Below are 24,074 nucleotides of genomic sequence, written 5' to 3'. Positions count from 1 at the left end.
TTGAAGGCCGGGGAGAGGCTCGTGACCGTTTTGAAATCGCTGCTGCTTGCCGCCGCGCTGCTCGCTGGCAGCACCGCGACCGCGCAACAGGCCACGCTCAACGACCGCCTCACCGGCGATCTCACGCCCACGCACGATCCGGTGATCGCGCGCGAAGGCGATACCTATTACGTCTTCGGCACCGGTCATGGCCAGCGCTTGGTCGAGACGCGCAGCTCGAAGGACCTGGTCCAGTGGACCGCGGGCGCGCCGTTGTTCACCACCATTCCCGAATGGGCGCAAAAGGCGGTGCCGGGCACGGGGGGCATGTGGGCGCCCGATATCAGCTTCGTGAACGGTCGCTGGCGGCTCTATTATTCGGTGTCGACCTTCGGCTCGAACCGCTCGGCGATCGGGCTGTTCACCAACGCGACGCTCGATCCCAAGGCGCCGACCTATGCCTGGCGCGACGAGGGGCTGGTCGTCCAGTCGATGCCGTCGGACGATTTTAACGCGATCGATCCGAACTTCGTGATCGATGCGCAGGGCAAGCATTGGCTGTCGCTCGGCAGCTTCTGGAGCGGGATCAAGCTGTTCGCGCTCGATCCGAAGACCGGCAAGCAACTTAAGCCCGGCGAAACGCCCTTCTCGATTGCGCGCCGCCCCGCGCCGGTGGGTGCCGCCGCGCCGGTCGAGGCGCCGTTCATCGTCCCCCATGGCGGCTATTACTATCTGCTCGTCTCGTACGATTATTGCTGCAAGGGCGCGAACAGCACTTATTACACCGCGATCGGTCGATCGAAGGCGATCACCGGGCCCTATCTCGGCAAGGACGGCAGCGCGATGATGGAGGGGAAGGGGACAATCTTCCTGCGCGCCGATTTGCAGGAGCAGCAGCGCTTCCGCGGCCCCGGCCATGCCGGCTGGCTGCACGACAAGGACGGCAAGGACTATGTCGTCTACCACGCCTATGACAAGGATAACCGCGGCGCGCCGACGCTTCGGATCGCCCCGGTGACCTGGGGTGCCGACGGCTGGCCCGTCGCGGCTTATTGAGGAGAGAGCCATGGAAATCGATCGCCGCCTGTTCCTCGCCGGCGCCGCCGGCACCGCGCTTGCCAGCCAGGCTCAGGCCGCCGCGAAGCGCGCGCCCGTCGCTGCCGCTCCCGCCACGCCGGTTCCGGTCAATCCGGTCGTTCGCCAGCGTGCCGATGCGCAGGTGTTCCGCCACACCGATGGCTGGTATTACATGACCGGATCGGTGCCCGAATATGACCGGCTGGTGCTGCGCCGCGCGCGCACGCTCGCCGGGCTGACCACCGCCAAGGAAGCAGTGCTCTGGCGCCACGAGGCGAGCGGGCCGATGTCGGGCTTCCTCTGGGCGCCCGAGCTTCACCTGATCGACGGCAAGTGGATCATGTATTTCGCCGCGGGCCCGAGCGGGGGCGGCGAGGACGTGTTCCGCATCCGCACCTATGCCGTGGTCTGCGACGGCAAGGATCCGATGACCGGCAAATGGTCGGTGCTCGGCAAGTTAAAATCGCCGTTCGACGGCTTCTGCCTCAATTCGACCAGCTTCGTGCATCGCGGCGTCCGCTATTTCTGCTGGGCCGAGCGCGAGCCCGGCATCGAGACCAATTCGAATATCTATCTTGCGCCGCTCAAGACCCCGCTCACGCTGGCCGCCAAGCCTGCGCGGCTCACCGTGCCGACGCTCGACTGGGAAGTTCGCGGCTTCAAGGTCGCCGAGGCGCCGGCGTTGCTCGCCCGCAACGGCAAGCTGTTTCTCACCTATTCGGCGAGCGCGACCGACGATCGTTATTGCCTCGGCATGCTTACGGCGCGCGACGATGCCGACATCATGGATCCCGGCAACTGGACCAAGTCGCCGGTTCCGGTGTTCGTCTCGTCGGACGTCACCAAGGTCTATGGCCCGGGGCACAACAGCTTCACCACCGACGAGCAGGGCCGCGACGTGCTGGTCTATCACGGCCGCGATTATAAGGCGATCAAGGGCGATCCGCTGTTCGATCCCAACCGCCACACGCGCGTCCAGCGCCTCTATTATCGCGAGGATGGCACTCCCGATTTCGGTATCCCCGTCGGCAACGGCGCGGTGCCCGATCGATTCTCGCCCGCCAATGCCAAGGGCCAGTTCCTCCGCCATGACGGCGACCGCGTGGTGGTGGGGAGGGGGAATATCCCGTCGAGCCAGTTCCGTTCGGTGCCGCTCGCGGGCGGCGCGGTCGCGCTCGTCGCGGTCGACGCGCCCGACAAGGCACTGACCGTGAAGACCGACGGCAGCGTCGTGCTGGCGCCGCTGTCGCAGTGGACCGCGTTCCTCCGCCAGAGAGTCGGCAAGGACGAGGTCCGCTTCGCCGTCGCCGGGCGGCCTGGCCAGTATCTTCTGCATCGCGGGGGCGCGCTGCTGGTGGGCGTGCAGGACCGCGCCTTCCCGCCCAGCACCAACTTCCGGGTCAGCTGAATATGGATCGGCGCACGCTGCTTTCGGCCAGCCTCGCGGGGTCGGCGGCGCTTGCCGTTGCCGGGCCGTCCGCGGCGCGTGCCCGGGGCAAAGCCCTCGCGCCGACTCCGCCGATGGGGTGGAACAGCTGGAACAGCTTCGCCACCACGATCACCGAGGCACAGGCGCTCGAGACCGCGGCGATCCAGGCGGCCAAGCTGCTGCCCTCGGGCTACGACATCTTCACCATCGACATCCAATGGTACGAGCCCGAGGCGAAGAGCTACACCTATAACGCCCGGCCCCAGCCCGAGATGGACGGCTATGGCCGGCTGCTCCCGGCGCCCAATCGCTTCCCCTCGGCCGCGGGCGGCAAGGGCTTTGCGCCGATTGCGGCCAAGGTCCATGCGCTGGGGCTGCGCTTCGGCATCCATCTGATGCGCGGCATCCCGCGGCTCGCGGTCGAGCGCAACCTGCCGGTGTTCGGCACGCGCTATGGTGCCCGTGATATCGCCGACACCGCGAGCACCTGCCCGTGGAACCCGGACATGTACGGCGTCGACATGGGCAAGCCGGGTGCTCAGGCCTATTATGACAGCGTCTTCGCGCTCTACGCCTCCTGGGGCGTCGATCTGGTCAAGATGGACGATATGAGCCGTCCCTATGACGCGCACGCGCCCGAGATCGAGGCGGCGCACAAGGCGATCGCCAGGACCGGCCGGCCCATCGTCCTGAGCCTGTCGCCCGGCGAAACGCCCGTCGCGCGCGGCGCGCATGTCCGGAAATTCGCGCAGATGTGGCGGATCAGCGACGATTTCTGGGACGAATGGCCGCTGCTCGAGGCGCAGTTCACAAGGCTCGAGAATTGGGCGGCGTTCGCCGGGCCGGACAGCTGGCCCGATGCCGACATGCTCCCGCTCGGCCGCCTCGCGCTCGGTGAGCGCGACACCAAGTTTACGCCCGACGAACAGCGCACCCTGATGACGCTGTGGTCGATCGCGCGCTCGCCGCTGATCATGGGTGGTGATCTGCGCCATCTCGATGCGGCGACGCTCGCGCTCCTAACCAACCCCGAAGTGCTCGCAGTCAACCAGCACAGTACCGGCAACCGGCCGCATTTTCTCGAGGATGGCCTGCGCGTGTGGACTGCCGATGCGCCCGGCGGTGGGCGTTATCTCGCGCTGTTCAACACCACCGACAAGCCGCGCAGCGTCAGCGTCCGGCTCGATCGCGTCGCAATTACGCCGAGTAACGTCCGGAATTTGTGGGAGCGCCGCGCACTCGGCCGGGCAGACCGTATGTTCGAAACCGCACTGCCAGCGCACGGCGCGGGCCTGTATCGGTTCGACATCTAAACCATATTTATCAGACATTAGTCGGACACAGGGTCGGCCCAAAAAGCGGGCCCGCCAATCCGTTGCACTTCGGCAACGCTTCACCAGCAAACCGCATTTTCAAACAAAACCGCTTGCGCGCCCCGTCGGTCCGAAATAATTTTGTCGGAGTAATAACGACCCGACCCTCCGAGGGCCGCGGCATGAGGAGAGGTATTATGGCGTTCAAGCCTCGTTTTCTGTGCACCGTTTCATTCGCTTCGCTCGCCCTTGCCGGCCCGGCCTTCGCCCAGACGGTCAATGACGACTCCGCCCAGGCCAGCGCTCCGGCCGATCCGCAATCGAGCGAACTCACCGAGGAAGACGAAATCGTCGTTTCCGGCGTGCGCGGCTCGATCGTCGGCGCCCTCAACGTCCGCCGCGATTCGACCCAGATCGTCGACTCGATCGTCGCCGAGGATGTCGGCAAATTGCCCGACAATAACGTGGTCGAAGCGCTCCAGCGCGTCACCGGCATCCAGGTCACCGATCGCGCCGGCGGCGAAGCCGCGACGGTCACGATCCGCGGCCTCAGCGATCCGCTGACCACGCTCAACGGCCGCACGATCTTCACTGCCGCCAACCAGTCCTTCTCGCTCCAGGACATCTCGGCGAACCTCGTCAAGCAGGTCGACGTCTACAAGACGCGCTCGGCCGACCAGATCGAGACCGGCCTCGCCGGCCAGATCGACGTCAAGACGCGCCGCCCGTTCGATTTCGAAGGCTTCGCGATCTCGGCGCTGGCCCGCGGCATCTATGACGAGCAGGCCGACAAGATTAATCCCAACGCGGCGCTGCTCGTGTCGAACCGCTGGACGACTGGCATCGGCGACATCGGCATCCTCGCGAACGGCAGCTACAGCCGCACCAAATATCGCAATATGACCACCACGGCGGGCGCGCTGGTACCGTTCGCCACCGAGACGCCGCCGGCGGGTTCGGGCCTGTCGCGGCTCGAGCGCATCTTTCCGGGCGACGACAACGTCAACTGGACGCCGGGCCTTAATGCCGGCCTGCCGACCGCGCCGGGCTCGACGCTCAATATCAACGGCGTCGCCACGCCTTATTATCTGTCGCGCGACGCGGTGTTCAGCTCGGACCTCTACGGCAAGCGCGAGCGCATCGGCGGCAACATCGCGCTGCAATGGGCGCCCAACAGCAGCTCGGTCTACACCGCCGAGGCCTTCTACACCGGCTTCCGCGGCGAGACGTTCAACAGCCTGCAGTTCAGCTTCGTCGACTGGTGGGGCAATCCCGGCGCGGTCGAGCTCTATGACGGCACCAACATCATCAAGTCGCGCACCGTCGACGATGTCTATGGCTTCAACAGCGGCGACTATACCAAGAGCAAGACCGACAGCTATGTCTTCGCGCTGAACGGCCAATGGGATCTGGGCAGCCGCGGCAAGATCGTCGGTGACGTCGCCTATCAGACCAGCAAGTACAGCACTGCCTTCCTCGCGATGCGCACCGATCGCGTCGCCAGCCAGATCACCGCGGACTTCAACGCTGGCGGCGGCATCCCGTCCTATCATTTCGATGACGATTCGCTGCTCACCGATCCCAGTGTGTGGAACGTCGCGCAGCTCTACGACAATGCCAGCCAGGACAAGGGCAGCGCGCTCACCGGCACGCTGGACGGCTATTATACCTGGGACGAAGGCTTCCTCCGCCAGGTCAAGGCCGGCATCCGGATCGACGACCGCAAGGCGTCCACGCGGATTCGGACGCAGGACGCCGGCAATCTCGGCGTGTCGCTCGCCTCGCTCGGCGAAGACGCGCAGTTCACCAATTCGGGCTTTTTCGACGGCCGCGCCGATGTGCCGAGCAGTTGGGTGCTCGCCAACGGCTATTGGCTCTATGACAATGCCGACAAGGTCCGCACGCTCTATGGCCTGAAGACCTCGGACCAGCTTAGCCTGCAGAAGGTGTTCGACATCGATGAAGTGACGATGTCGGCCTATCTTCAGGCCGATGGCGAGGTGTCGATCCTCGGCCGGCCGCTCAAGCTCCAGGCCGGCGTCCGCTATGTCGATGTCGATACCGATTATGACTTCTTCGATCGCTACAACAATGGCGCGCAGACCCACGTTTCCAGTGGCTCGAACCGCTGGCTGCCGAGCTTCACGGCGCGCTATGAGATCACGCCCAAGCTGCGCCTGCGCTTCAACTATGGCGAGACGCTGCGTCGCCCCAACTTCAGCGACATCAACCCGAACTATGCGCTGACCGGCGATCTCACCAATGTCGGCTATGGCAGCGGCACGGCAGGCACTGCCAACCTCAAGCCCACCCATTCGAAGAATTACGATCTCGCCGCCGAATGGTATTTCGAGCGCAACAGCGCGGTCTTCGTCACCGGTTTCCGCCGCGAGATCGAAGGCCTGGTGGTGCCGCTCACGGTGCGCGAATATATCCCGAACAACGGCATCGTCGCCGGCGCGACCGACTATTTCGCGATCACCCGCCCGGTCAACGCCTCGAACGGCGTGCTCAAGGGCATCGAGATCGGCGCCACCTATTTCCCGACCTATCTGCCCGGTCCGCTCGACGGTCTCGGCTTTGTCGGCAGCGTGACGATCCTCGATTCGAAGCAGAACATCCCGCAGGCCGATGCCGCCGGCAACATCGTCGGCGAGAGCACCAATTCGTTCTTCGGCGTCTCGGACCTGTCGTACAACGCCACCCTGGCCTATGATAAGAACGGGCTGGGCGCGCGCCTTTCCTATGTCTGGCGCAAGGAGTTCCTCGCCAACAACGAGGCGCGGCTGTTCGCCAATCCGATCGGCGTGTGGCGCCGGCCGGAGCGGAGCCTCGATCTGCAGCTCACCTACAATGTCAGCGACCGGCTCGGCGTCACGCTCGACGCGGTCAACCTGACCAAGGAAAAGATGCAGACCTATTATCAGTTCGGCGATGCCGGCGGCCCGACCACCGACAATCTCGGCACGACGCTGCTCAGCCGCACCTTCGCGCTCGGCCTGCGCTACTCGCTCAAATAAGCGGCCACTGTTGGCTTCCCCTCCCTGCTTGCAGGGAGGGAAAGAGCCTTCACTCCACCACGAAGCTGGTCGTCGCGATGCGGTGCAGCGCCGCCAGCGTGCCGCTGGGATGGGCGATCGCGCCTTCGTCCTTCTGCGTCGCCGAGAGCAGATAGCGGCCCTTCTCGCGCACCGGCACGCGCAGCACGCCGCTGGCATCGGCAATGAACCCCTTCGACCATTTGTCCGGCGTGATCACGGTCACCCGCGCACCGGCCACCGGCTTGCCGTCGCGCAGCACGACGAAGCGGTCGCCATGCGCCGTCACCGGCGCAATCTCGAACGGCATCGCCGCACGCGTTTCGCTGCGGCCTGCGCGGGCATAATAGACCACGCTCTCCTTCTTACCGGCCTCGCCCCAGGGCTCGAACACGGCATCGTCCCAGGCGCGCACGTCGCCGGCAGGCACGGCGACCTCCAGATAGCCCGCCTTGCGCACCAGAGCGGCGCCATTGTGGTTGATCAGCTTGGGGGCCTTGAGCTTGGCGAATTCGGGGTCGCCGCCCTCGGGCACCGGCTCGCCGGGCTCGCCGAGATAAATCCGGGCGGGGCCGGTGCCGTCGCGCTCGATCCACACTTCATGCGCCTGTGCGGTGGTGGCGCTCGCGAGCAGCGCGGCGAGCAAGAATTTCCGGATCATCGATGGGCTCCTTGGATGCGAAAAGGGCCATGCGCGAAAGCGGCGCCGAAGCGCTGCGGCCGCTGCCCGCCGGGCCTGCGCAGGAATTAGCCCGGCGCAAGCTGCGAGTCACTATCAATAACAAAAGGATCGAACGTGGAGAACAAACGTTGAACATCGCCGCCGACGCACTATCTCGCGCAAGCGAGGTATCGCCGCTCTTTGACATATCGGACCAAGCCCGCCGCAACCGTGACTTTTGCGACGTTCCGCGCCAGGCGCCGATGCGCCAAGGGGTGAGTCAAGCGACCGCGCAAAACGGCGTTTCGAGTCAAGTGTGTCAACCGACCGCAAGATGATATTCTTGCAAAATCAGCAGGATGGCAGGTTGACAATGCCCAACCGAAAGGTTGGCAAATCAGCAGGGATCTGCCGGCGCACGTCCGTGGGTGGCGGGTACGTCGCGAGCGATCGGCTGAAGTGGAAGTGGCTCCCCGGGCCTGATTCGAACAGGCGACCATTCGATTAACAGTCGAACGCTCTACCGCTGAGCTACCGGGGAAAACCGTCTTCTTAAGCGGCCTGGGCCGCTGCGGAGGGGCGCCTATGCCGTGGGTTTTCGGACATTGCAAGGGGTCAGGCGATGAATTGTTCCATCGTTATGCGATCGTCCAGCGCGTGCTCCGGATCGAACAGCAAGGTGAGGTCGCGATTATGGTCGATCTCGACCTCGACGCTGGCAACCTCGCGCACTTCGCGCTGATCGGCGACGGCGCTGACCGGGCGTTTGTCGGCCTCCAGTACGCGAATGCCGATGCGGGTTTTCTCGGGCAGGATCGCGCCGCGCCAGCGCCGCGGGCGGAACGGGCTGATCGGGGTGAGGGCCAGCAATGCAGAACCGAGCGGCAGGATCGGGCCCTGCGCCGAGAGATTATACGCAGTCGATCCCGCTGGCGTCGCGACGAGGATCCCGTCGCAGACCAGCTCGGGCAGCACGATTCGATCGTTGACCGTCACTTCCAGCTTGGCGGTCTGGCGCGTCTCGCGCAGCAGCGAGACTTCGTTGATCGCGGGCAGCAGGAAGGTCTCGCCGTCCACCGTCGTCGCGGTCATCGACAGCGGCGAGACGCGGAACGGCCGCGCCTTGGCCAGCCGATCGTCGAGCCGCTCCAGCCGCCAGTCGTTCATCAGGAAGCCGACCGTGCCCAAATTCATTCCGAACACGGGCACCATCCGCCGCGTCTCCAGCATCGCGTGGAGCGTCTGGAGCATGAAGCCATCGCCACCCAGCGCGACGATCTCGTCGGCCTGGTCGATCGGCACCCAGTCATAGGTGGCGCGCAGCTCTTCGGCGGCGATCTGGGCAGGGGGAGTCGGCGAAGCGACAAGCGCGCGCGTCGTCATCCGCCGGTGACGCTCATATGTCGTGCCACCGCCGGCGCGGCGCCGCGGACGATGTTGAAGTCGTGCCGCTCGGGCTTGCGGCCCAGCGCGGTATCGATCGCCAGATCGACTGCGGCCAGCCCGCCTTCGCGGATCGCCGCGCGGAGGTCGACCGAATCGTCATGGCCCAGGCACATATGAAGCTTGCCGTCGGTGGACAGCCGCACCCGGTTGCACGTCGCGCAGAAATTGGAGGTCAGCGGCGAGATCAGCCCCAGCCGGGTCGCCGTGCCCGCAACCCGCAGATAGCGGGCGGGGCCACCGCTGACATGGGCATCGCCGATCAGGTCGAACGCGCTGCGCAGCCGCGCGAGCACTTCGGGCAGCGGCAGGAAGCGATCGGCGCGGTCTTCTTCGATCGCGCCGAGCGGCATCGTCTCGATCAAAGTAAGGTCGTGGCCTTCCGCCACGGCCCATTCGAGCATCGGCGCGATCTCGTCCTCGTTGAGGCCCTTCAGCGCGACCATGTTGATCTTGACCGCCAGCCCAGCCGCCTTGGCCGCGGCGATGCCGGCCAGCACGCGATCGATCTGGCCGTGTCGGGTGATGTAGCGGAACGTCTCGGGATCGCGGCTGTCGAGGCTGACATTGATGCGCCGTACACCCGCTTCGGCCAGCGCCTCGGCATGATCGGCCAGCCTGGTGCCATTGGTGGTCAGCGTGATCTCGTCGAGCCCGGTGCCGACTTGCCGGCCCAGCCGCCGGGCCAGCTCGATCATGTCGCGCCGCACCAGCGGCTCACCGCCGGTCAGCCGGATTTTCCGGACGCCTCGGGTGATGAAGCGCTCGGCGATCAGTGCGATCTCCTCGAGGCTCAGCAATTCGCTGCGCGGCAGGAACGTCATCTCCTCGGCCATGCAATAGCGGCAGCGCAGGTCGCAGCGATCGGTGACCGAGATCCGCAGATAGCGGATCGCGCGGCCATGGCCGTCGATCAGCTTGCGATCGTCAAGGGCTGCGGAGCACGCCATGGGGCTGGGGTAGGGCTTCGTGGGCATGCAAACAACCCTTGGATGGCGGCGGGCCGATGTTGTCGCTATCGAGGGTGTGATGGACGACGATTTCACGGTTATCGAGACCAACGCCGCTGCCCCCGAGACCCCGGTCTTCGTGCTGTCGTTCCGCCAGCGCGACGAGGTCGCTGCCGCCGCAGCCGGCGGCGGGTGGCGCGTGGTGGCCGCCCGGCGCTCCGAAGGCGTCGAGCGCCGCTTCCTGGCGAGCGGCGCGGCGGTCGCGGTGATCGACGCACGCGGGGCAATGACCGACGGTCTCGAAGCCGCCAAGCTGTTGGGCCCGACGGTCGAGGCGCATGGCTCGGCGATGCTCATTCTCGTTTCGCAGAGCGACACCGTGCACATGCGCCATTTCCACGAGGCGGGGGCGACGCATTTCCTAGCCAGCCCGATGTCGTCGGCCGCAATGGCGCATGCCATCCGGTTCGCCTTCCGCCATGTCGAGCGGCTTGCGGGCTGGACGGGCCAGGCCAGCGGCCCCACCGATCCGCTCGGCTGGCGCTATGATCCGGAGATGCGCTCGCTCCAGCTCACGCCGGGACTGGCGAGCTTGCTCGACCTTGCCGAGGCGCCGGGGCTGCGCGCCGTGATGCGGCGGCTCGACCGCGCCGATCGATCGCTCGCCCGCACCGCGCTCAAGCGGCTCGGCGACGCCAACACCTCGACGGCCTTCGCGCACGATCTGGCCGGCGTGGGCCGCTTGGTCCAGCACCTCCAGTTCGATCCGCGCACCAGCCGCGTCCATGCCCTGGTCGAGGCGCTCGGCATTGCGCCGGATGCTAGCGCCGCCGTGCGCGACGCGCTGACCGGCGCGCGCGACGGGCCCAGCGCGCGGCGCTGGCTCGATCGGCAGCTGGGCGAGGACAAGACCGTTGGCGTGGTGCTGATCGGGCTCACTCGGTTCGACACGGTCAACACTGCCTATGGCCGCGCCACCGGCGACGAGCTGCTGCGCAGCGTCTCCAAGCGCGTCGCCGAGCTGGCGCGCGAATCGCTCGGCAAGAGCGCCATCGTGGCGCGGATCGGCGGCTCCGAATTCCTCGTCGCCAGCGAAGGGATCGACGCTGCCCGGCTCGGCCGCGCGACCAAGAGCATCGAGGAAGCGCTTGAGCGCCCGTTCGTCGCCGGGGGCATCATCGCGCCGCTCGGAGCCCGGCTGGCGAGCGTGGCGAGCGTGCCCGGCGATTCGGCGGCGGCGCTGCTGCGTCGTGCCAGCGAAGCGCTGCTCGGCGATGCGCCGCCGTCCGAGCCCGGTGCACCGTCGTTCGAGGAGCTTGCGAACGATCTCCACCACGCGCTTGAGCGCGGCGAGATCGGCGTGCGCTATCAGCCCCAGGTAGCGATCGCGAGCGGGCGGATCACCGGCGTCGAGGCGCTCGCACGCTGGCACCACCCGACCCTAGGCGAGATCGGCGCCGAGACTCTCTTCGCCGCGGCTGAGCGCGCCGGGCTGGAGGCGGCGCTCAGCGACCATATCCAGCGCCGCGCGCTTGCCGGGGCGGCGCAATGGCCCTCGTCGCTGTCGGGGTTGCGGCTGTCGGTCAACGTTACGGCGGGCGACGTCTCGCGACCCAATTTCGTCGACAACCTGCTCGGCCGCATCGATGCCAGCGGCTTTCCGCGGTCGCGGCTCACCATCGAGGTGACCGAGAGCGGGATCATGGCCGATCTCAGCGAGGCGGCGCGGCTGCTCAACGATTTGCGGGTTGCGGGATGCCGCGTCGCGATCGACGATTTCGGCACCGGCTATTCAAGCCTCGCCTACCTCAAGGCGCTGCCGCTCGACTATCTCAAGATCGACAAGCGCCTCAGCCAGGACATTGCCGGCTCGGCGCGCGACCGTGTGGTGGTGCGCGGGGTGATCGACATGGCGCGTTCGCTCGGGCTCTCGGTCGTGGCGGAGGGCGTCGAGACCGAGGTACAGCTCGATTTGCTCGCCAAGGAAGGCTGCCAGTATTTCCAGGGTTATCTGTGCTCGCAGCCGATCGATGTGCCCGAACTCACTCGGCTGGTGGCGGCATGAGCGATCCACGTGATGTAAGTGGCGTCTGGTATGGCCGCTGGGATGCCGAGGATCCGGGCATCTATCCCAATGGCTTCATCGCGGTGCTCGAGGAGATCGTCGGCGCCGTTAACGGCACGACGAGCGAGCCCGATCCGCTGGGCGACACGCTGCGTGCCTCGGTGAGCGGCACGCGTCACGGCGCCTCGATCGAATGGGTCAAGCAATATGACCGCAGCGGCCGGCTGGGCCACGCCGTGCACTATCGCGGCACCGTCAATGAAGACGCCACCGCGATCGACGGCAATTGGAGCCTGCGTCACTATCGCGGCCGTTTCACCATGCAGCGCGAGAAGTTTGCGGTGGAAGACCTGGAAGCCGAGGAGGCCGACGTCCTGACGCTGCGCTGAAGTCAGCCGGCGAGACGCGCGCCGGGCATGGACAGGGCGATCCTCTTCAGTGCCTGGGTCGCCAGAGCGGCGAGCTCCTCGAGCATTTCGAGCGCAGCGGGATCGAGCGCATTCGGTTTCGCCCAATAGCCGCCCAGTGCCATGCTCGGCTCCGGTGCGCCGATCGGGAACATCGCCATGCCGCGCACGAAGGTGGCGGCATAGACGGCCTGGGGCACGCGCGGATCAGCGAGCGTATCGGGGATTAGAATTGGCGCGCGCTCAAGGATCGCCAGGCCGGAGATGCAATGCCGGATCACGAAGCGCTGCCCTGTCCACAGCCGCCCGAGTGCGTCTTCTGCGACATAAGTGACCATCGCACCTTCGCGGCAGATCACGGCGATCCCGTCAGCACCGGAAGCGCGGCGCGCATACTGGCGCAGCGTTTCGATAATGTCGACCTGATCGGCAGCGTCACCAAGTCGCTTGGTTGCCTCTGCCAACTTCCAGGGGTGCTCGGACATTGTGCGCATAGGGTGCCTTTTATGACCGCTCCTTAGCAGCAGGAAATTCGGGAGGCGAGGGCGGAAGCTACATCCTCAAGCTTAGTGCGGCCGAACCAGCGCCGCGATCGCCGCTGCGGGAAGCGGCTTGAAGCTGCCGCCCGGCAGGCGATTGCGTGGCGCCGACGGTTCGATCTGGAATGCGCCGGTAAGTTCCGCAAGCGCGCTGACTTCGTGCGCAAGGTTGCGCGCCGCTGCCGAGGTCTCCTCGACCATTGCAGCGTTCTGCTGAGTAGAACGATCCATGGTACCCACGGCCGACGAAATCTCGCCGATCGCAGTTGCCTGCGCAACATTGTCGGTGGCCATGTCGCCAAGCAGGGAATGGACCTGAGCCACATCCTCTGAGATGTTGGCAAGCGCACCGTCCACCTTGCCAACCATCTCGACTGCCGAGACGATGTCGGTCTGCGTAGCAGTCAGCTGGTCGCGTGCACGAGCCGCTTCTTCTTCGGACCGCATGGCGAGGGCAGATACGAGGTCGGCGACCACTGCGAAGCCACGGCCAGCTTCACCGGCCCGCCCGGCTTCGACTGCCGCATTCATCGCGAGAACGCGCGTCTGGAAGGCGATCTTGTCGAGACCCTCGATGACGCTGTCGATGCCTTTGGCGCCATCCGCGACGCGGTTCATTGCCTTGACAGCATCATCTGCGATGCTGCGACCGTCGGTAACAGTGGTGATCGCCTGGTCCGCGCGGCCCACAGTGGAGCGTGCGGCGCCAGCGCCGGTCTTGAGTTGTCCATCCATCTGGGTGATCGCGGCCGAAGTCTCTTCGAGGCTGGCGGCGTTGCTTTCGGTGCGGCGGGCAAGGTCCTCGGATGCCTGGGCGATCTCGCCAACACCCGCGTTGATCCGCGCCGTGCCGTCGGTCACCGCCGCGATCATGGTGCGGATCTTGCCAAGCGTGCCGTTATAGCTGCGCTCAAGCGCGGCAAAGCTCTCGGGCATTGCCGATAGTTCTTGGGTCAGGTCGCCGTCGGCAAGGGAGTTGAGTGCACGTTCGAGTTGCGCCACCGCGATGTTGCGCGAGGCCTGAGCTTCTTCGAAATAGACCGAGAGCGACAACTCCATATCGAGCAGCGCCGCCTTGGCTAGTGCGATGCTGGTCTGGTGAGCGATTTCGGGACGAACCAGTGCGATGAGCCGCTTCCACAGCGGCATGCGCTTCGCGACGCCGTGAATCAGTTCCTCGACGACTAATGCATAGCTGCCGACATACCAACGCGGCTCCAGCCCGATGCGGGCGTGCGTCGCCCCGATCCGTCGCGTGCTGGCATAATAGGCGCTGTCAAAGTCACCCCGGGCGATGTGGTCCCAATGCTTTTCTTGTGCAGCCTTTGCCTTGGCCATGTGCTGGGCGCTGCTGAAAAAGCGTGCAGTCTCCGGCGTGCGCTGGGCGCGCGAATAGAATCGATCCAGGGCTTTGCCGATGACGGCGGTGATCGCCGGGCGAGCGGCGCGCAGCACGTCACTCTGGGCGGAATCCAGCTCCATGAATTCCAGACGCGAGCTAATATCGTCGGACAACACGGTCTCCTGAGAACTTTCAAGGCGAGCGTAAGCCGCCGCCTTCTATCCTATTCTAGGAGATCATTTGCGCGAGAGGCCCCGCGCTAGGTATATTCACGCATGCTAAACACTGCAGAATTGCGGCTGCATCATCCTGCCGCCTTTGCGAGGCCGCGCGACAATTGCAATGCGCCGTGCAGGCGCGCCTTGGGATTGGCCCAGACGCGATTGATCACCAGTTTCATGTCGGGTCGTAACCGAGCTGTACCTTCAAGCTTGTCGACATAGGCGAGCAGCCCCGGGACATTGGGGAATTTATCCTCGTGGAAGGTGACGAGCGCGCCCTTGGGGCCGACATCGATCTTGGCGATGCAGGCATTCTTGGCGTTGAGCTTGGTCTCGATCAGCTGGAGCAAATTCTCGGTGGGCTCGGGCAGCTTGCCGAACCGGTCGATCAGCTCGGCGGCGAACTCCTCGATGCCGCGCGTGTCCTCGACATCGTTGAGACGGCGATAGAGCCCCATGCGCAGGTCGAGATCGGGGACATAGTCCTCCGGGATGAGGATCGGCGCGTCGACGGTGATCTGCGGGCTGAGATCCTTGGGGCGCTCGTCGCGTAGGTTGCCGACTTTTGCATCGAGGATCGCTTCCTCCAGCATCGACTGGTAGAGTTCGTATCCAACTTCCTTGATGTGCCCCGACTGCTCGTCGCCGAGCAGATTGCCTGCGCCGCGGATGTCGAGATCGTGGCTGGCGAGCTGGAAGCCGGCACCCAAGGATTCGAGATCGGAGAGCACCTTCAACCGCTTGCTCGCCGCCTCGGTCATCTGCCGTTCCGGCGGCGTGGTCATATAGGCATAGGCGCGCGTCTTCGAACGGCCGACCCGGCCGCGGATCTGATAGAGCTGCGCCAGGCCGAACTTGTCGGCGCGGTTGACGATCAGCGTGTTGGCGCTGGGAATATCGAGCCCGCTCTCTATAATCGTGGTCGAGACCAGAAGATCGTAGCGCCGATCATAAAAGGCCGACATCCGCTCCTCGACCTCGGTCGGCGCCATCTGGCCATGCGCGACGACGTAGCTGATCTCGGGAATATCCTCGCGCAGGAACTTCTCGATATCGGGAAGGTCCGAGATGCGCGGCGTGACGAAATAGGCCTGGCCGCCGCGATAATGTTCGCGCAGCAGCGCTTCGCGCAGCACCACCGGATCCCAGGGCATGACATAGGTGCGCACCGCCAGACGATCGACCGGCGGGGTCTGGATCACTGACAGCTCGCGCAGCCCCGACATCGCCATCTGCAAGGTGCGCGGGATCGGCGTGGCGGTGAGGGTGAGGACGTGGACGTCGGCCTTCATCGCCTTGAGCCGTTCCTTGTGGGTGACGCCGAAACGCTGCTCTTCGTCGACGATCACCAGCCCGAGTTGCTTGAAATCGATCGACTTGGAGAGAATCGCATGGGTGCCGATCACCACGTCGATCTTGCCGTCGGCCAGACCTTCCTTGACCGCCTTGGCCTCGGCGGCCGGGACCAGCCGGGACAGGCGACCGACTTCGATGGGAAAGCCCTGGAAGCGCTCGACGAAATTGCGGTGATGCTGGCGCGCGAGCAGCGTGGTGGGACAGACCACGGCGACCTGCATGCCCGCCATCGCCGCGACGAATGCAGCGCGCAGTGCGACTTCGGTCTTTCCAAACCCAACATCGCCGACGACGAGGCGGTCCATCGGCTTTCCCGCGGAAAGATCACCAAGAACGTCACTAATCGCACGATTTTGATCGTCGGTTTCCTCATACGGGAAGCGATCGACGAACGCGGGATAGCCGCCATGATCGGGCTCGGCGATTTCGGCGGGTCGGGTGGCGCGCTTCGCCGCAGTGACGATCAGCTCGCCCGCAATCTCGCGGATCCGCTCCTTCATCTTCGACTTGCGGCGCTGCCACGCCTCGCCGCCCAGGCGATCGAGCGCTGCGCCGTCCTCGCCCGAGCCATAGCGGCTGAGCACTTCGAGATTTTCGATCGGGACGAACAGCTTGTCGCCGCCGGCATAGCTCAGCGCGACGCAATCGTGCGGCGCCTTCTGCACCGGGATCTGTGTCAGCCCCTCATAGCGGCCGATGCCATGATCGATGTGCACGACGAGATCGCCCGGCGAGAGCGTGGCGAGCTCCTGAAGAAACGCGTCGGTGTTCTTGCGGCGCTTCGAACGGCGGACGAGGCGATCACCGAGCATGTCCTGCTCGGTGAGCAGCGCGATATCGGGCGCGGTGAAGCCGTGATCGAGCGGCAGCACGACCAGGGCGATTCCCTTGTCGGCGGCACCCAGCGCTTCCTGCCACGTCTCGGCAGGGCGCGCACCCTTGAGATCATGGTCGGCGAGCAACCCGGCGAGCCGCTCGCGCGCGCCGATGGAATAGCTGGCGAGGATCGGCTTCTTGCCGCTTTTGCGCACCCTGGCGAGATGCTCGACCACCGCTTCATAGACGTTGGTCCCGGCGGCGCGCTCGGGCGCGAAATCGCGGGGGCCGTCGACGTTGAAATCGAGCACGGTCGCGCTTTCGGGCTCGTGGAACGGCGTCGCGACATGGACCGGGCCGTGATCGAGCGCACGGGCCCATTGTTCGGGCGTGAGATACAGCGCCGCCGACTCGAGCGGGCGATAGCTGCCGGGCGACGTGCTCTCCGCGCGGACGCGATTCTGCTGATAGTCGGCGATCGCCTCGAAGCGCTGCTCGGCGGCACTTCCGGTTGCACCATCGCGGACGATGACGGCGTCGTCGGGAAGATGCTCGAACAGCGTCTCCAGCCGCTCTTCGAACAGCGGCAGCCAATGCTCCATGCCGGCAAGGCGGCGGCCGTCGCTGATCGCCTGATAGAGCGGATCGCCGGTGGCGGTGGCACCGAACTTCTCACGATAGCGTGCCCGGAAGCGCTTGATGCTCTCCTCATCGAGCAGCGATTCCGAAGCCGGCAGCAGGGTGAAGCCGTCTATCCGGCCAGTCGTGCGCTGGTCCTCGGGCGAGAAGGTGCGGACGCTCTCGATTTCGTTGCCGAAGAAATCGAGGCGCAGCGCCTGTTCGGAACCCGAGGGAAACAGATCGACCAAGCCGCCGCGTACCGCGAATTCGCCGGAATCGTTGACGGTATCGACTCGAATATAGCCATTGGCCTGAAGCAGCGTCGCCAGCTTGTCGAGGCCGATACGCTCGCCCGGAACCAGCCGCGCCACCAACTGGCGAATGCGGAAGGGGGTGAGCGTGCGTTGCGTCGCGGCATTGACGGTCGTCAGGATTAGGCGCGGCCGATCGGACTTGGCCTGGAGCGCATGAAGCGTCGCCAGCCGCTCTGCCATCACCCGCAGCGTCGGCGAAGCGCGATCATAGGGAAGACAGTCCCAGGCCGGATAGCTCAGCACTTCGAGCTCTGGCGCAAAATAGGGCGCAGTCGAGGCGATCGCGCGCATCGCCGATTCGTCGGAGGCGATGAACACGGCAGTGCCGCCGGCACGGGCGAGATCCGCGAGCATCCACGGCTCGAACCCTGCGGGGACGCCGGCGAGGGTGAGGGGACGGGTGGCGGAGAGGATCTTCTTAAGGTCGGGCATTCACTCTTCCGCTCCCCTCCCTGCAAGGGAGGGGCTGGGGGTGGGTGCCGGCGCGCCAGCGCCGGCTCGGGCGTTCGGGGATCGTGAAGGACGCTCGCTATGCTCGCGAACCCACCCCCGACCCCTCCCTTGCAGGGAGGGGTTTCAGTTCGAAATCGGTACGTAGTTCAACGTCTTGAGCGCGGTCATGATCGTGCCGTGGTAGCGTTCCGGAACGGCGTCCGTTCCCATTGCCCAGGCCATGATATCGACATCCTGTTCCTCGAGCAGCGCCTCGAACAGGTCGATCTCGGCATCGTCCCAGCCGGCGCTGTGGGCGTCGAAAAAGCCGCCGATCAGCAGATCGGCCTCTTTCACGCCGCGATGCCAGGCGCGGAAGCGCAGGCGCTTCAATCGATGTTCGCGGTCCATGAGCCTCCAACGCGAATTGGCCGGCAGCGCTGGAAAGCGCGGCCGGCTTGGGTGTAGGGGCGAGATAGACATGCGGCCCGACATTCTCAATCCACTGTTCGCCGAGATCACCGCGCTGAAAGGCGTAGGCGCGGCCTTGTCGAAGCCGCTCGAGAAGCTCGGCCTCGCGCGCGCCATCGACGTGGCGTTTCATCTGCCCACCGGATTCGTCGATCGGCTGCCGCGCACCGAGCTGGACGCCGCCGATGCCGGGCGAGTGATCGCGATCACGCTGCGGGCGGTGAGCTATCGCTTCGGATCGAGCCCAAGGGCCCCGGCACGAGTGCAGGCGGTGGACGGAAAGGGCAATTATGTCAGCCTCGTCTATTTCCGCGGCAATTCGGGCTGGGTGAAGAAGCTGTTGCCCGAAGGCGAGCCACGCTGGGTCTCGGGCAAGCTCGAGCAATATGGCCAGGAACTGCAGATGGTCCATCCCGACCATGTCCTGCCGCTCGACGAGGTTGAAGGCGAGGGCGGACGCGAGGCGATCTATCCCTGCTCCGAAGGGATCACTTCGAAGCGGATCGGCGGTTTCGCGGCGCAGGCGATCGCGCGCGCGCCCGAGCTGCCCGAATGGATCGAGCCGAGCCTCAAGGAACGCCATGGCTGGCCCGATTGGCGCGCGGCGCTGGCGGCGATCCATGCCGATCCTGCCGACGCCAAGGCGCGCGAGCGGCTCGCCTATGACGAGGTGTTCGCCAACCAGCTCGCGCTGCTGCTGGTGAGCGGGGCGGCACGCGCCAAGCGCGGCCGCGCGCTGGCCGGCGACGGACGGCTGCGCGACGCTCTCAAGCTGCCCTATGCCCCCACCGGCGCGCAGGCGCGGACGATCCGCGAGATCGAAGGTGACATGGCGCAGACTCGCCCGATGCTGCGTCTGCTCCAGGGCGATGTGGGATCGGGCAAGACGCTGGTGGCGACGATGGCGCTGCTGATCGCAGCGGAAGCTGGCGCGCAGGGCGCGCTGCTCGCCCCCACCGAGATCCTGGCGCGCCAGCATTTCGACACGCTCAACCGCCAGCTCTCCGGCCTGGGCGTGCGCGTCGCGATCCTCACCGGCCGCGACAAGGGCCGTGCGCGCGAGGCGACGCTGATGGGGCTGGCGGCGGGCGAGATCGACATCCTGGTCGGCACCCATGCGATCTTCCAGCAGGGCGTGGCGTATCGCGACCTGGGCCTGGTGGTGGTCGACGAGCAGCACCGGTTCGGCGTTGCCGAGCGGCTGATGCTCCAATCCAAGGCGCAGGTGCCGCCGCATCTGCTGGTGATGACCGCGACGCCGATCCCGCGCACGCTCCAGCTCGCCTCGCATGGCGAGATGGACGTCAGCCGCCTCGACGAAATGCCGCCCGGCCGCGAGCCGATCGAGACCAGCGTGATCGCCGAAGACAAGCTCGACGCCGTCGTTGCCGGATTGGGGCGCCATCTCGACAGCGGCAAGCAGGCCTATTGGGTGTGCCCGCTGGTCGAGGAAAGCGAGAAGAGCGACATGGCGGCCGCCGAGGCGCGCGCCGCCGAGCTGGCGCTGCGCTTCGGCGACAAGGTCGGGCTGGTCCATGGCCGGATGAAGGGGCCTGAGAAGGACGCGGTGATGGCGCGCTTCGCATCGGGCGAGATCGGCGTGCTGGTCGCGACCACGGTGATCGAAGTGGGCGTCGACGTGCCCAATGCGACGCTGATCGTGATCGAACATGCCGATCGCTTCGGGCTTGCCCAGCTCCACCAGCTTCGGGGCCGAGTCGGGCGGGGCGGCGGCAAGTCGCACTGCATATTGCTGCGCGGCAAGGGGCTGAGCGAGACGTCGCGCGCGCGACTGGCGCTGATGCGCGACACCACCGACGGCTTTTTGATCGCCGAGCGCGATCTCGAGCTGCGCGGCGGCGGCGAATGGCTCGGCACGCGCCAATCGGGCGATCAGGGCTTTCGCCTGGTCCCGCCAGAGAGATTGGGGCCGCTGCTGGAAATGGCCAATGCCGACGCGCGGCTGCTCGTCGATCAGGACCGCGAGATGGAGACGGCGCGCGGGCAGGCGGCGCGCGTGGCACTGTATCTGTTCGAGCGCGATGCCGCGGTCGGGCTGCTGCGCGCCGGTTGAGCTACTTGCCCTTCACCATCGCCGCGACGAGGGCATAATAGGTCGCAAGGTCGATCGCCCGATCGAACTGGCAGCCGAGCCGTCCGCCCAGCGACCAGCGGATCTCGCCGACGACCGCGCCGGCCTGGGGAAGCGTCACCCGCAGCTTGTCGCCGGTTTCTAGCTGGGTGTCGCAGCGCGCCATCAGGCCGTGTGGCGAGATGTTGACGATCGTGAGCGAAAGCTGTCGCCCATCGGGAACCATAGCCCGCGTGCGATAATGGACATCGTCGCGTTCCTCGTGACGGTCCTCGGCTATCGCCAGATTGCTGCCCAAGATGCTCACGCGCCCATCCTCATAGGAATTTGGGGTATCGGCGCATTCCGTATACGATCCGCGTGAATCGCCTCGCAACAAAGCTGCTTAACAGAGGGTTGCCGCGCAGTTTTATGACGCGGGGGTCAACAGTCCGTGGCGCTTTTTGCCGAAGCTCAGCTTGGTCTGGCGGGTCACGGCGATCTCCGCCGCGGGATCGGTGACTGCGACATCATCGATGCGGATCGCACCCTCGCCGATTTTTCGGCGCGCCTCACCCTTGGACGCGCACAGCCCGAGCGCGATCAGCGCGTCGACGACCGTGATGCTGCCCGCCACCGCATGCGTCGGCAGCGCGTCGCCCACGCTGCCTTCCTCGAAGGTCCGGCGTGCGGTCTCGGCCGCCTCGAGCGCCGCCGCCTCGCCGCGGCACATCGCAGTCGCGGCATTGGCGAGGATCTTCTTCGCCTCGTTGATCTCGGCGCCCTCCAGCGCTTCGAGTCGGGCGATCTCGTCGAGCGGAATGTCGGTGAACAGCCGCAGGAAGCGGCCGACGTCGCGATCGTCGGTGTTCCGCCAGAACTGCCAATAGTCGTAATGGCCGAGCTGATCGGGATTGAGCCACACCGCGCCGGACATGGTCTTGCCCATCTTGCCGCCATCGGCCGTGGTGATCAGCGGGGTGGTGACGCCGAACACCTCGGTGCCGTCGACGCGGCGCGACAGCTCGATGCCATTGACGATGTTGCCCCACTGGTCCGACCCGCCCATCTGCAGCCGGCACGCTTGGCGACGCGACAGCTCGAGGAAGTCATAGGCCTGAAGGATCATGTAGTTGAATTCGAGGAAGCTCAGCGATTGCTCGCGATCGAGCCGCAGCTTGACCGAATTGAAGCTGAGCATCCGGTTGACCGAGAAATGCTGGCCGTAATCGCGCAGGAACGGGAGATATTCGAGCGCGTCGAGCCACTGGGCGTTGTCGAGCATCACCGCGTCGGTCGGGCCGTCGCCAAAGGTGAGGAAGTTCTCGAACACGGTCTTGATCGAGGCGATGTTCGCCGCGATCGTCTCCTCGGTCATCAGCTTGCGCGCTTCGTCCTTGAAGCTGGGATCGCCGACCTTGCCGGTGCCGCCGCCCATCAGCACGATCGGCTTGTGGCCCGCTTGCTGGAGGCGGCGCAGCAGCATGATCTGGACGAGGCTGCCGACATGGAGCGACGGCGCGGTCGGATCGAAGCCGATGTAGCCGGGCACGATCTGCTTGGCGGCAAGGGCATCGAGCCCCGCCGCGTCGGTCACCTGGTGAACATAGCCGCGCGAGGACAGCAGGCGGAGCAGATCGGACGTGTATTCGGTCATGATAAGCGCGCGCCTAGCAAGAATTTGCGCCAAGCGCCAAGCGTCGGCGCGTTCGCGGCTCAGAAGCTTGCGAGGATGCGGCGCTGCAAGGCGTCGGCATGGGGCATCGGCGTGAGCGTGAAGCGGCGTTCGCGCTTGGTGTCGAGCGTGAGGTCCACGCGGCGCTCGGCGCCCTGGTGTCCGATCGTCAACGCGACGGGCCTGCCCTGCGCCTCGTCCGGGAGCAGCGGGGCGATCTTGGCCAGATCGCTGCGCAGGACGAGATCGCCGCGGCGAACCCCGGCCTTCCAGGCGGGTGAGTCCCACTCGACATCGGCGATGCGGCCCGGTTGGGCGGAATCGAGGGCAATGCCGAGCCACCCTCCGGGCAGGGCGTGCGGACGCATATCGACCGCGAGCCCGGCATAGCCGAAATAGCGCGCATAATCGGGATCGGCCGTCGTATCGACATAGGCGAACAGGTCGGCGAGCGACGTGCCGGCAATGGCCTCGCAGGTCGCGCGGAACTCCCGCTCGGTGAAGCCGCGGCCGAGCCGTTGATAGTAATCGCGATAGAGCGCGCGCATCACATCGTCGAGCGAGCGCCGATTGGCGGTGGCGTGACGGATCGCGAGATCGAGCATGAAGCCGACCACCGGCCCCTTGTCGTAATAGGAGATGGTCTTGTTGAAATCATCGTCCTTGCGGCCGAACGGACCGTCTTCCCAGGTCTCGTAGCTCGCCTGGGCCAGCGACTGGTAGCGATGGCCGGGTGCGTTTTCATAAGCCCGCAGATTTCCCGAAAGGTCGTCGAGAAAGGCGCTGGTGTCGATCAGCCCCGCGCGGCGCAGCAGGATGTTCTCGTAATAGACCGTGAGCCCCTCCGACACCCAGAGCTGGCGGGTGCGGTTCTCGCGGCCATAGTCGAACGGCCCGAGCTCGATCGGCCTGATCCGCTTGACGTTGAAATGGTGGAAATATTCGTGCGCGAGAAACGCATCGAGCCGCAGCCGCCCGGCGGGCGTGCGATTGTCCTGCCGGCCGAACCCGAAACTGGTTGAGTTGAGGTGCTCGATGCCGCCCTGGGTAGGCCCGATGCCGATGAAGCTATAATCGCGATAGGGAATGTCCCCCATCATCTCGACCGCTGCGGTCACGATCTTTTCGAGATCGGAGACCAGTTGCGGGCGATCGATCGTGCCGAAACCGGTGCCAATCACGTGATGCGGCACGCCGCGGATGCGGAACGAGGGCAGGCGTTCGAGCTTTCCGATCAGGATCGGACTGTCGTAGAGAATATCGAAATCAGGCGCACGCCAGACGTTGGCGGCCTTGCCGAGCGGCGCGAGGCCTGTGGCGACGGTCCAGCCGGGCTGCGGCACGATGCGCAACTCGACCGGCGCGTGCAGCCGGCCCTCAGGATAGGCGAACACCCCCGCGGGCGAGACATAGCCCTTGTTGGCATCGAGGAAGTTGGCGGCAACGAAATCGCGATCGGCGAGCACCTGATAATGCACGCGCAGCCTGGTTCCGCTCGGCGCGGCGATGTGCCAGCGGCTCCCGTCGCGGCGCCAAGAGACCGGGCGCCCGCCGACATCGGTTACGGCAAAGCCGCGCACCTTATCGGCATAGTCCATTCGCTGGTAATAGCCCGGCGTCCACACCGGCATGACCAGCGTGAAATCCTGGCCGCGGGCAGTCACGTCGAGCGCGACGTCGAACAGCTGGTGCGCCGGATCGCGCATGCCCAGCGTGTAGACGGGCACCGAGTCCGTGGGCACCGCCGCGCCGATCACGATGGGGGCAGAGAGCGCTAACGCAACGGCAAAAAGCTTGGGCATCGCGACGAACCAATCGGCTGGATTGTTTCGTATACGGTATATCAAACGTGAT

At 65.8% G+C, this 24,074-nt stretch carries 18 protein-coding genes and 1 tRNA gene; 8 read left to right on the top strand and 11 right to left on the bottom strand.

All coding sequences use genetic code 11. The features are described 5' to 3' along the window. The first annotated feature begins 30 nt into the window (after nt 1-30). The 4 genes from AB2M62_RS09040 (at nt 31) to AB2M62_RS09025 (ending at nt 6,818) form a co-directional block, all read left to right on the top strand. Nucleotides 31-1,035: an arabinan endo-1,5-alpha-L-arabinosidase gene (locus tag AB2M62_RS09040; RefSeq protein WP_404339877.1), complete on the top strand. Its 1,005-nt coding sequence runs from the start codon at nt 31-33 to the stop codon at nt 1,033-1,035. Between the two features lie 10 nt (nt 1,036-1,045). Then, entirely contained in the window at nt 1,046-2,464 is a 1,419-nt protein-coding gene (locus tag AB2M62_RS09035) for a family 43 glycosylhydrolase (protein WP_404339564.1), read from the top strand. A gap of 2 nt (nt 2,465-2,466) precedes the next feature. Further along, nucleotides 2,467-3,798, top strand: a complete 1,332-nt coding sequence (locus AB2M62_RS09030) for a glycoside hydrolase family 27 protein (protein ID WP_404339562.1) — start codon at nt 2,467-2,469, stop codon at nt 3,796-3,798. Between the two features lie 197 nt (nt 3,799-3,995). Further along, nucleotides 3,996-6,818: a TonB-dependent receptor gene (locus tag AB2M62_RS09025; protein WP_404339560.1), complete on the top strand. Its 2,823-nt coding sequence runs from the start codon at nt 3,996-3,998 to the stop codon at nt 6,816-6,818. A 49-nt stretch (nt 6,819-6,867) separates the two neighbouring features. Here AB2M62_RS09025 and AB2M62_RS09020 read toward each other — a convergent pair whose 3' ends face one another. Then, nucleotides 6,868-7,497, bottom strand: a complete 630-nt coding sequence (locus AB2M62_RS09020) for a DUF4198 domain-containing protein (protein ID WP_404339558.1) — start codon at nt 7,495-7,497, stop codon at nt 6,868-6,870. A 2-nt stretch (nt 7,498-7,499) separates the two neighbouring features. On the opposite strand from AB2M62_RS09020, the gene AB2M62_RS09015 reads away from it, so the two are divergent. Beyond that, a complete protein-coding gene (locus tag AB2M62_RS09015; protein ID WP_404339556.1) occupies nt 7,500-7,835 on the top strand; it encodes a hypothetical protein in 336 nt (111 codons plus the stop codon). A gap of 128 nt (nt 7,836-7,963) precedes the next feature. Here the strand turns inward: AB2M62_RS09015 and AB2M62_RS09010 are convergent. The 3 genes from AB2M62_RS09010 to moaA all read right to left on the bottom strand — a co-directional run bounded on the left by AB2M62_RS09010 (nt 7,964) and on the right by moaA (nt 9,890). Next, nucleotides 7,964-8,038: transfer RNA gene (locus tag AB2M62_RS09010), tRNA-Asn, on the bottom strand. Between the two features lie 74 nt (nt 8,039-8,112). Next, nucleotides 8,113-8,880, bottom strand: coding sequence for an NAD kinase (locus AB2M62_RS09005; RefSeq protein ID WP_404339554.1), 768 nt, complete (start codon nt 8,878-8,880; stop codon nt 8,113-8,115). Further along, the gene (moaA, locus tag AB2M62_RS09000; RefSeq protein ID WP_404339875.1) at nt 8,877-9,890 is read right to left on the bottom strand and encodes a GTP 3',8-cyclase MoaA; all 1,014 of its coding nucleotides are present in this window, start codon (nt 9,888-9,890) and stop codon (nt 8,877-8,879) included. Before moaA ends, AB2M62_RS09005 begins: the two co-directional genes overlap by 4 nt. A gap of 79 nt (nt 9,891-9,969) precedes the next feature. Between moaA and AB2M62_RS08995 the strand changes: the two genes are divergently transcribed. Together AB2M62_RS08995 and AB2M62_RS08990 are read left to right on the top strand one after the other, a co-directional pair. Further along, nucleotides 9,970-11,955, top strand: coding sequence for a putative bifunctional diguanylate cyclase/phosphodiesterase (locus AB2M62_RS08995; RefSeq protein WP_404339552.1), 1,986 nt, complete (start codon nt 9,970-9,972; stop codon nt 11,953-11,955). After that, on the top strand, nt 11,952-12,344 hold the full coding sequence (locus AB2M62_RS08990) for a hypothetical protein (protein WP_404339550.1): 393 nt from the start codon (nt 11,952-11,954) through the stop codon (nt 12,342-12,344). Before AB2M62_RS08995 ends, AB2M62_RS08990 begins: the two co-directional genes overlap by 4 nt. 2 nt (nt 12,345-12,346) lie before the next feature. On the opposite strand, the gene AB2M62_RS08985 is transcribed toward AB2M62_RS08990, so the two are convergent. The 4 genes from AB2M62_RS08985 to AB2M62_RS08970 form a co-directional block, all read right to left on the bottom strand. Then, entirely contained in the window at nt 12,347-12,856 is a 510-nt protein-coding gene (locus tag AB2M62_RS08985; RefSeq protein ID WP_404339548.1) for a GAF domain-containing protein, read from the bottom strand. Nucleotides 12,857-12,928: 72 nt separating this feature from the next. Continuing rightward, a complete protein-coding gene (locus AB2M62_RS08980; protein WP_404339873.1) occupies nt 12,929-14,383 on the bottom strand; it encodes a methyl-accepting chemotaxis protein in 1,455 nt (484 codons plus the stop codon). A 164-nt stretch (nt 14,384-14,547) separates the two neighbouring features. Further along, nucleotides 14,548-18,003: a transcription-repair coupling factor gene (mfd, locus tag AB2M62_RS08975; protein WP_404339546.1), complete on the bottom strand. Its 3,456-nt coding sequence runs from the start codon at nt 18,001-18,003 to the stop codon at nt 14,548-14,550. Nucleotides 18,004-18,147: 144 nt separating this feature from the next. Then, nucleotides 18,148-18,414, bottom strand: a complete 267-nt coding sequence (locus AB2M62_RS08970) for a succinate dehydrogenase assembly factor 2 (RefSeq protein WP_404339544.1) — start codon at nt 18,412-18,414, stop codon at nt 18,148-18,150. A gap of 70 nt (nt 18,415-18,484) precedes the next feature. Here AB2M62_RS08970 and recG point away from each other — a divergent pair, with 70 nt between their 5' ends. Next, nucleotides 18,485-20,548, top strand: coding sequence for an ATP-dependent DNA helicase RecG (gene recG / locus AB2M62_RS08965; RefSeq protein ID WP_404339542.1), 2,064 nt, complete (start codon nt 18,485-18,487; stop codon nt 20,546-20,548). Between the two features lies 1 nt (nt 20,549). Here recG and AB2M62_RS08960 read toward each other — a convergent pair whose 3' ends face one another. The 3 genes from AB2M62_RS08960 to AB2M62_RS08950 form a co-directional block, all read right to left on the bottom strand. Continuing rightward, nucleotides 20,550-20,873 (bottom strand): PilZ domain-containing protein, encoded by a 324-nt coding sequence (locus tag AB2M62_RS08960; protein ID WP_404339540.1) that lies wholly within the window; start codon nt 20,871-20,873, stop codon nt 20,550-20,552. 102 nt (nt 20,874-20,975) lie between these two features. Further along, on the bottom strand, nt 20,976-22,202 hold the full coding sequence (tyrS, locus tag AB2M62_RS08955) for a tyrosine--tRNA ligase (RefSeq protein ID WP_404339538.1): 1,227 nt from the start codon (nt 22,200-22,202) through the stop codon (nt 20,976-20,978). Nucleotides 22,203-22,261: 59 nt separating this feature from the next. Further along, on the bottom strand, nt 22,262-24,022 hold the full coding sequence (locus AB2M62_RS08950; RefSeq protein ID WP_404339536.1) for a M61 family metallopeptidase: 1,761 nt from the start codon (nt 24,020-24,022) through the stop codon (nt 22,262-22,264). Nucleotides 24,023-24,074 lie beyond the last annotated feature (52 nt).

Origin of the sequence: Sphingomonas sp. MMS12-HWE2-04 (assembly GCF_044881185.1) — a bacterium.
Classification (GTDB): domain Bacteria; phylum Pseudomonadota; class Alphaproteobacteria; order Sphingomonadales; family Sphingomonadaceae; genus Sphingomonas.
The sequence above is the reverse complement of the archived record's forward strand: the minus strand, read 5'-3'. Positions and strand labels throughout refer to the sequence as shown.

Excerpts from the sequence above, each read along its gene's own strand:
- AB2M62_RS09035 (WP_404339564.1), top strand. The coding sequence starts at position 1,046 with ATGGAAATCGATCGCCGCCTGTTCCTCGCCGGCGCCGCCGGCACCGCG.
- AB2M62_RS09030 (WP_404339562.1), top strand. The coding sequence starts at position 2,467 with ATGGATCGGCGCACGCTGCTTTCGGCCAGCCTCGCGGGGTCGGCGGCG.
- AB2M62_RS09025 (WP_404339560.1), top strand. The coding sequence starts at position 3,996 with ATGGCGTTCAAGCCTCGTTTTCTGTGCACCGTTTCATTCGCTTCGCTC.
- AB2M62_RS09020 (WP_404339558.1), bottom strand. The coding sequence starts at position 7,497 with ATGATCCGGAAATTCTTGCTCGCCGCGCTGCTCGCGAGCGCCACCACC.
- AB2M62_RS09015 (WP_404339556.1), top strand. The coding sequence starts at position 7,500 with ATGGGCTCCTTGGATGCGAAAAGGGCCATGCGCGAAAGCGGCGCCGAA.
- AB2M62_RS09005 (WP_404339554.1), bottom strand. The coding sequence starts at position 8,880 with ATGACGACGCGCGCGCTTGTCGCTTCGCCGACTCCCCCTGCCCAGATC.
- moaA (WP_404339875.1), bottom strand. The coding sequence starts at position 9,890 with ATGGCGTGCTCCGCAGCCCTTGACGATCGCAAGCTGATCGACGGCCAT.
- AB2M62_RS08995 (WP_404339552.1), top strand. The coding sequence starts at position 9,970 with ATGGACGACGATTTCACGGTTATCGAGACCAACGCCGCTGCCCCCGAG.
- AB2M62_RS08990 (WP_404339550.1), top strand. The coding sequence starts at position 11,952 with ATGAGCGATCCACGTGATGTAAGTGGCGTCTGGTATGGCCGCTGGGAT.
- AB2M62_RS08985 (WP_404339548.1), bottom strand. The coding sequence starts at position 12,856 with ATGCGCACAATGTCCGAGCACCCCTGGAAGTTGGCAGAGGCAACCAAG.
- AB2M62_RS08980 (WP_404339873.1), bottom strand. The coding sequence starts at position 14,383 with ATGGAGCTGGATTCCGCCCAGAGTGACGTGCTGCGCGCCGCTCGCCCG.
- mfd (WP_404339546.1), bottom strand. The coding sequence starts at position 18,003 with ATGCCCGACCTTAAGAAGATCCTCTCCGCCACCCGTCCCCTCACCCTC.
- AB2M62_RS08970 (WP_404339544.1), bottom strand. The coding sequence starts at position 18,414 with ATGGACCGCGAACATCGATTGAAGCGCCTGCGCTTCCGCGCCTGGCAT.
- recG (WP_404339542.1), top strand. The coding sequence starts at position 18,485 with ATGCGGCCCGACATTCTCAATCCACTGTTCGCCGAGATCACCGCGCTG.
- tyrS (WP_404339538.1), bottom strand. The coding sequence starts at position 22,202 with ATGACCGAATACACGTCCGATCTGCTCCGCCTGCTGTCCTCGCGCGGC.
- AB2M62_RS08950 (WP_404339536.1), bottom strand. The coding sequence starts at position 24,022 with ATGCCCAAGCTTTTTGCCGTTGCGTTAGCGCTCTCTGCCCCCATCGTG.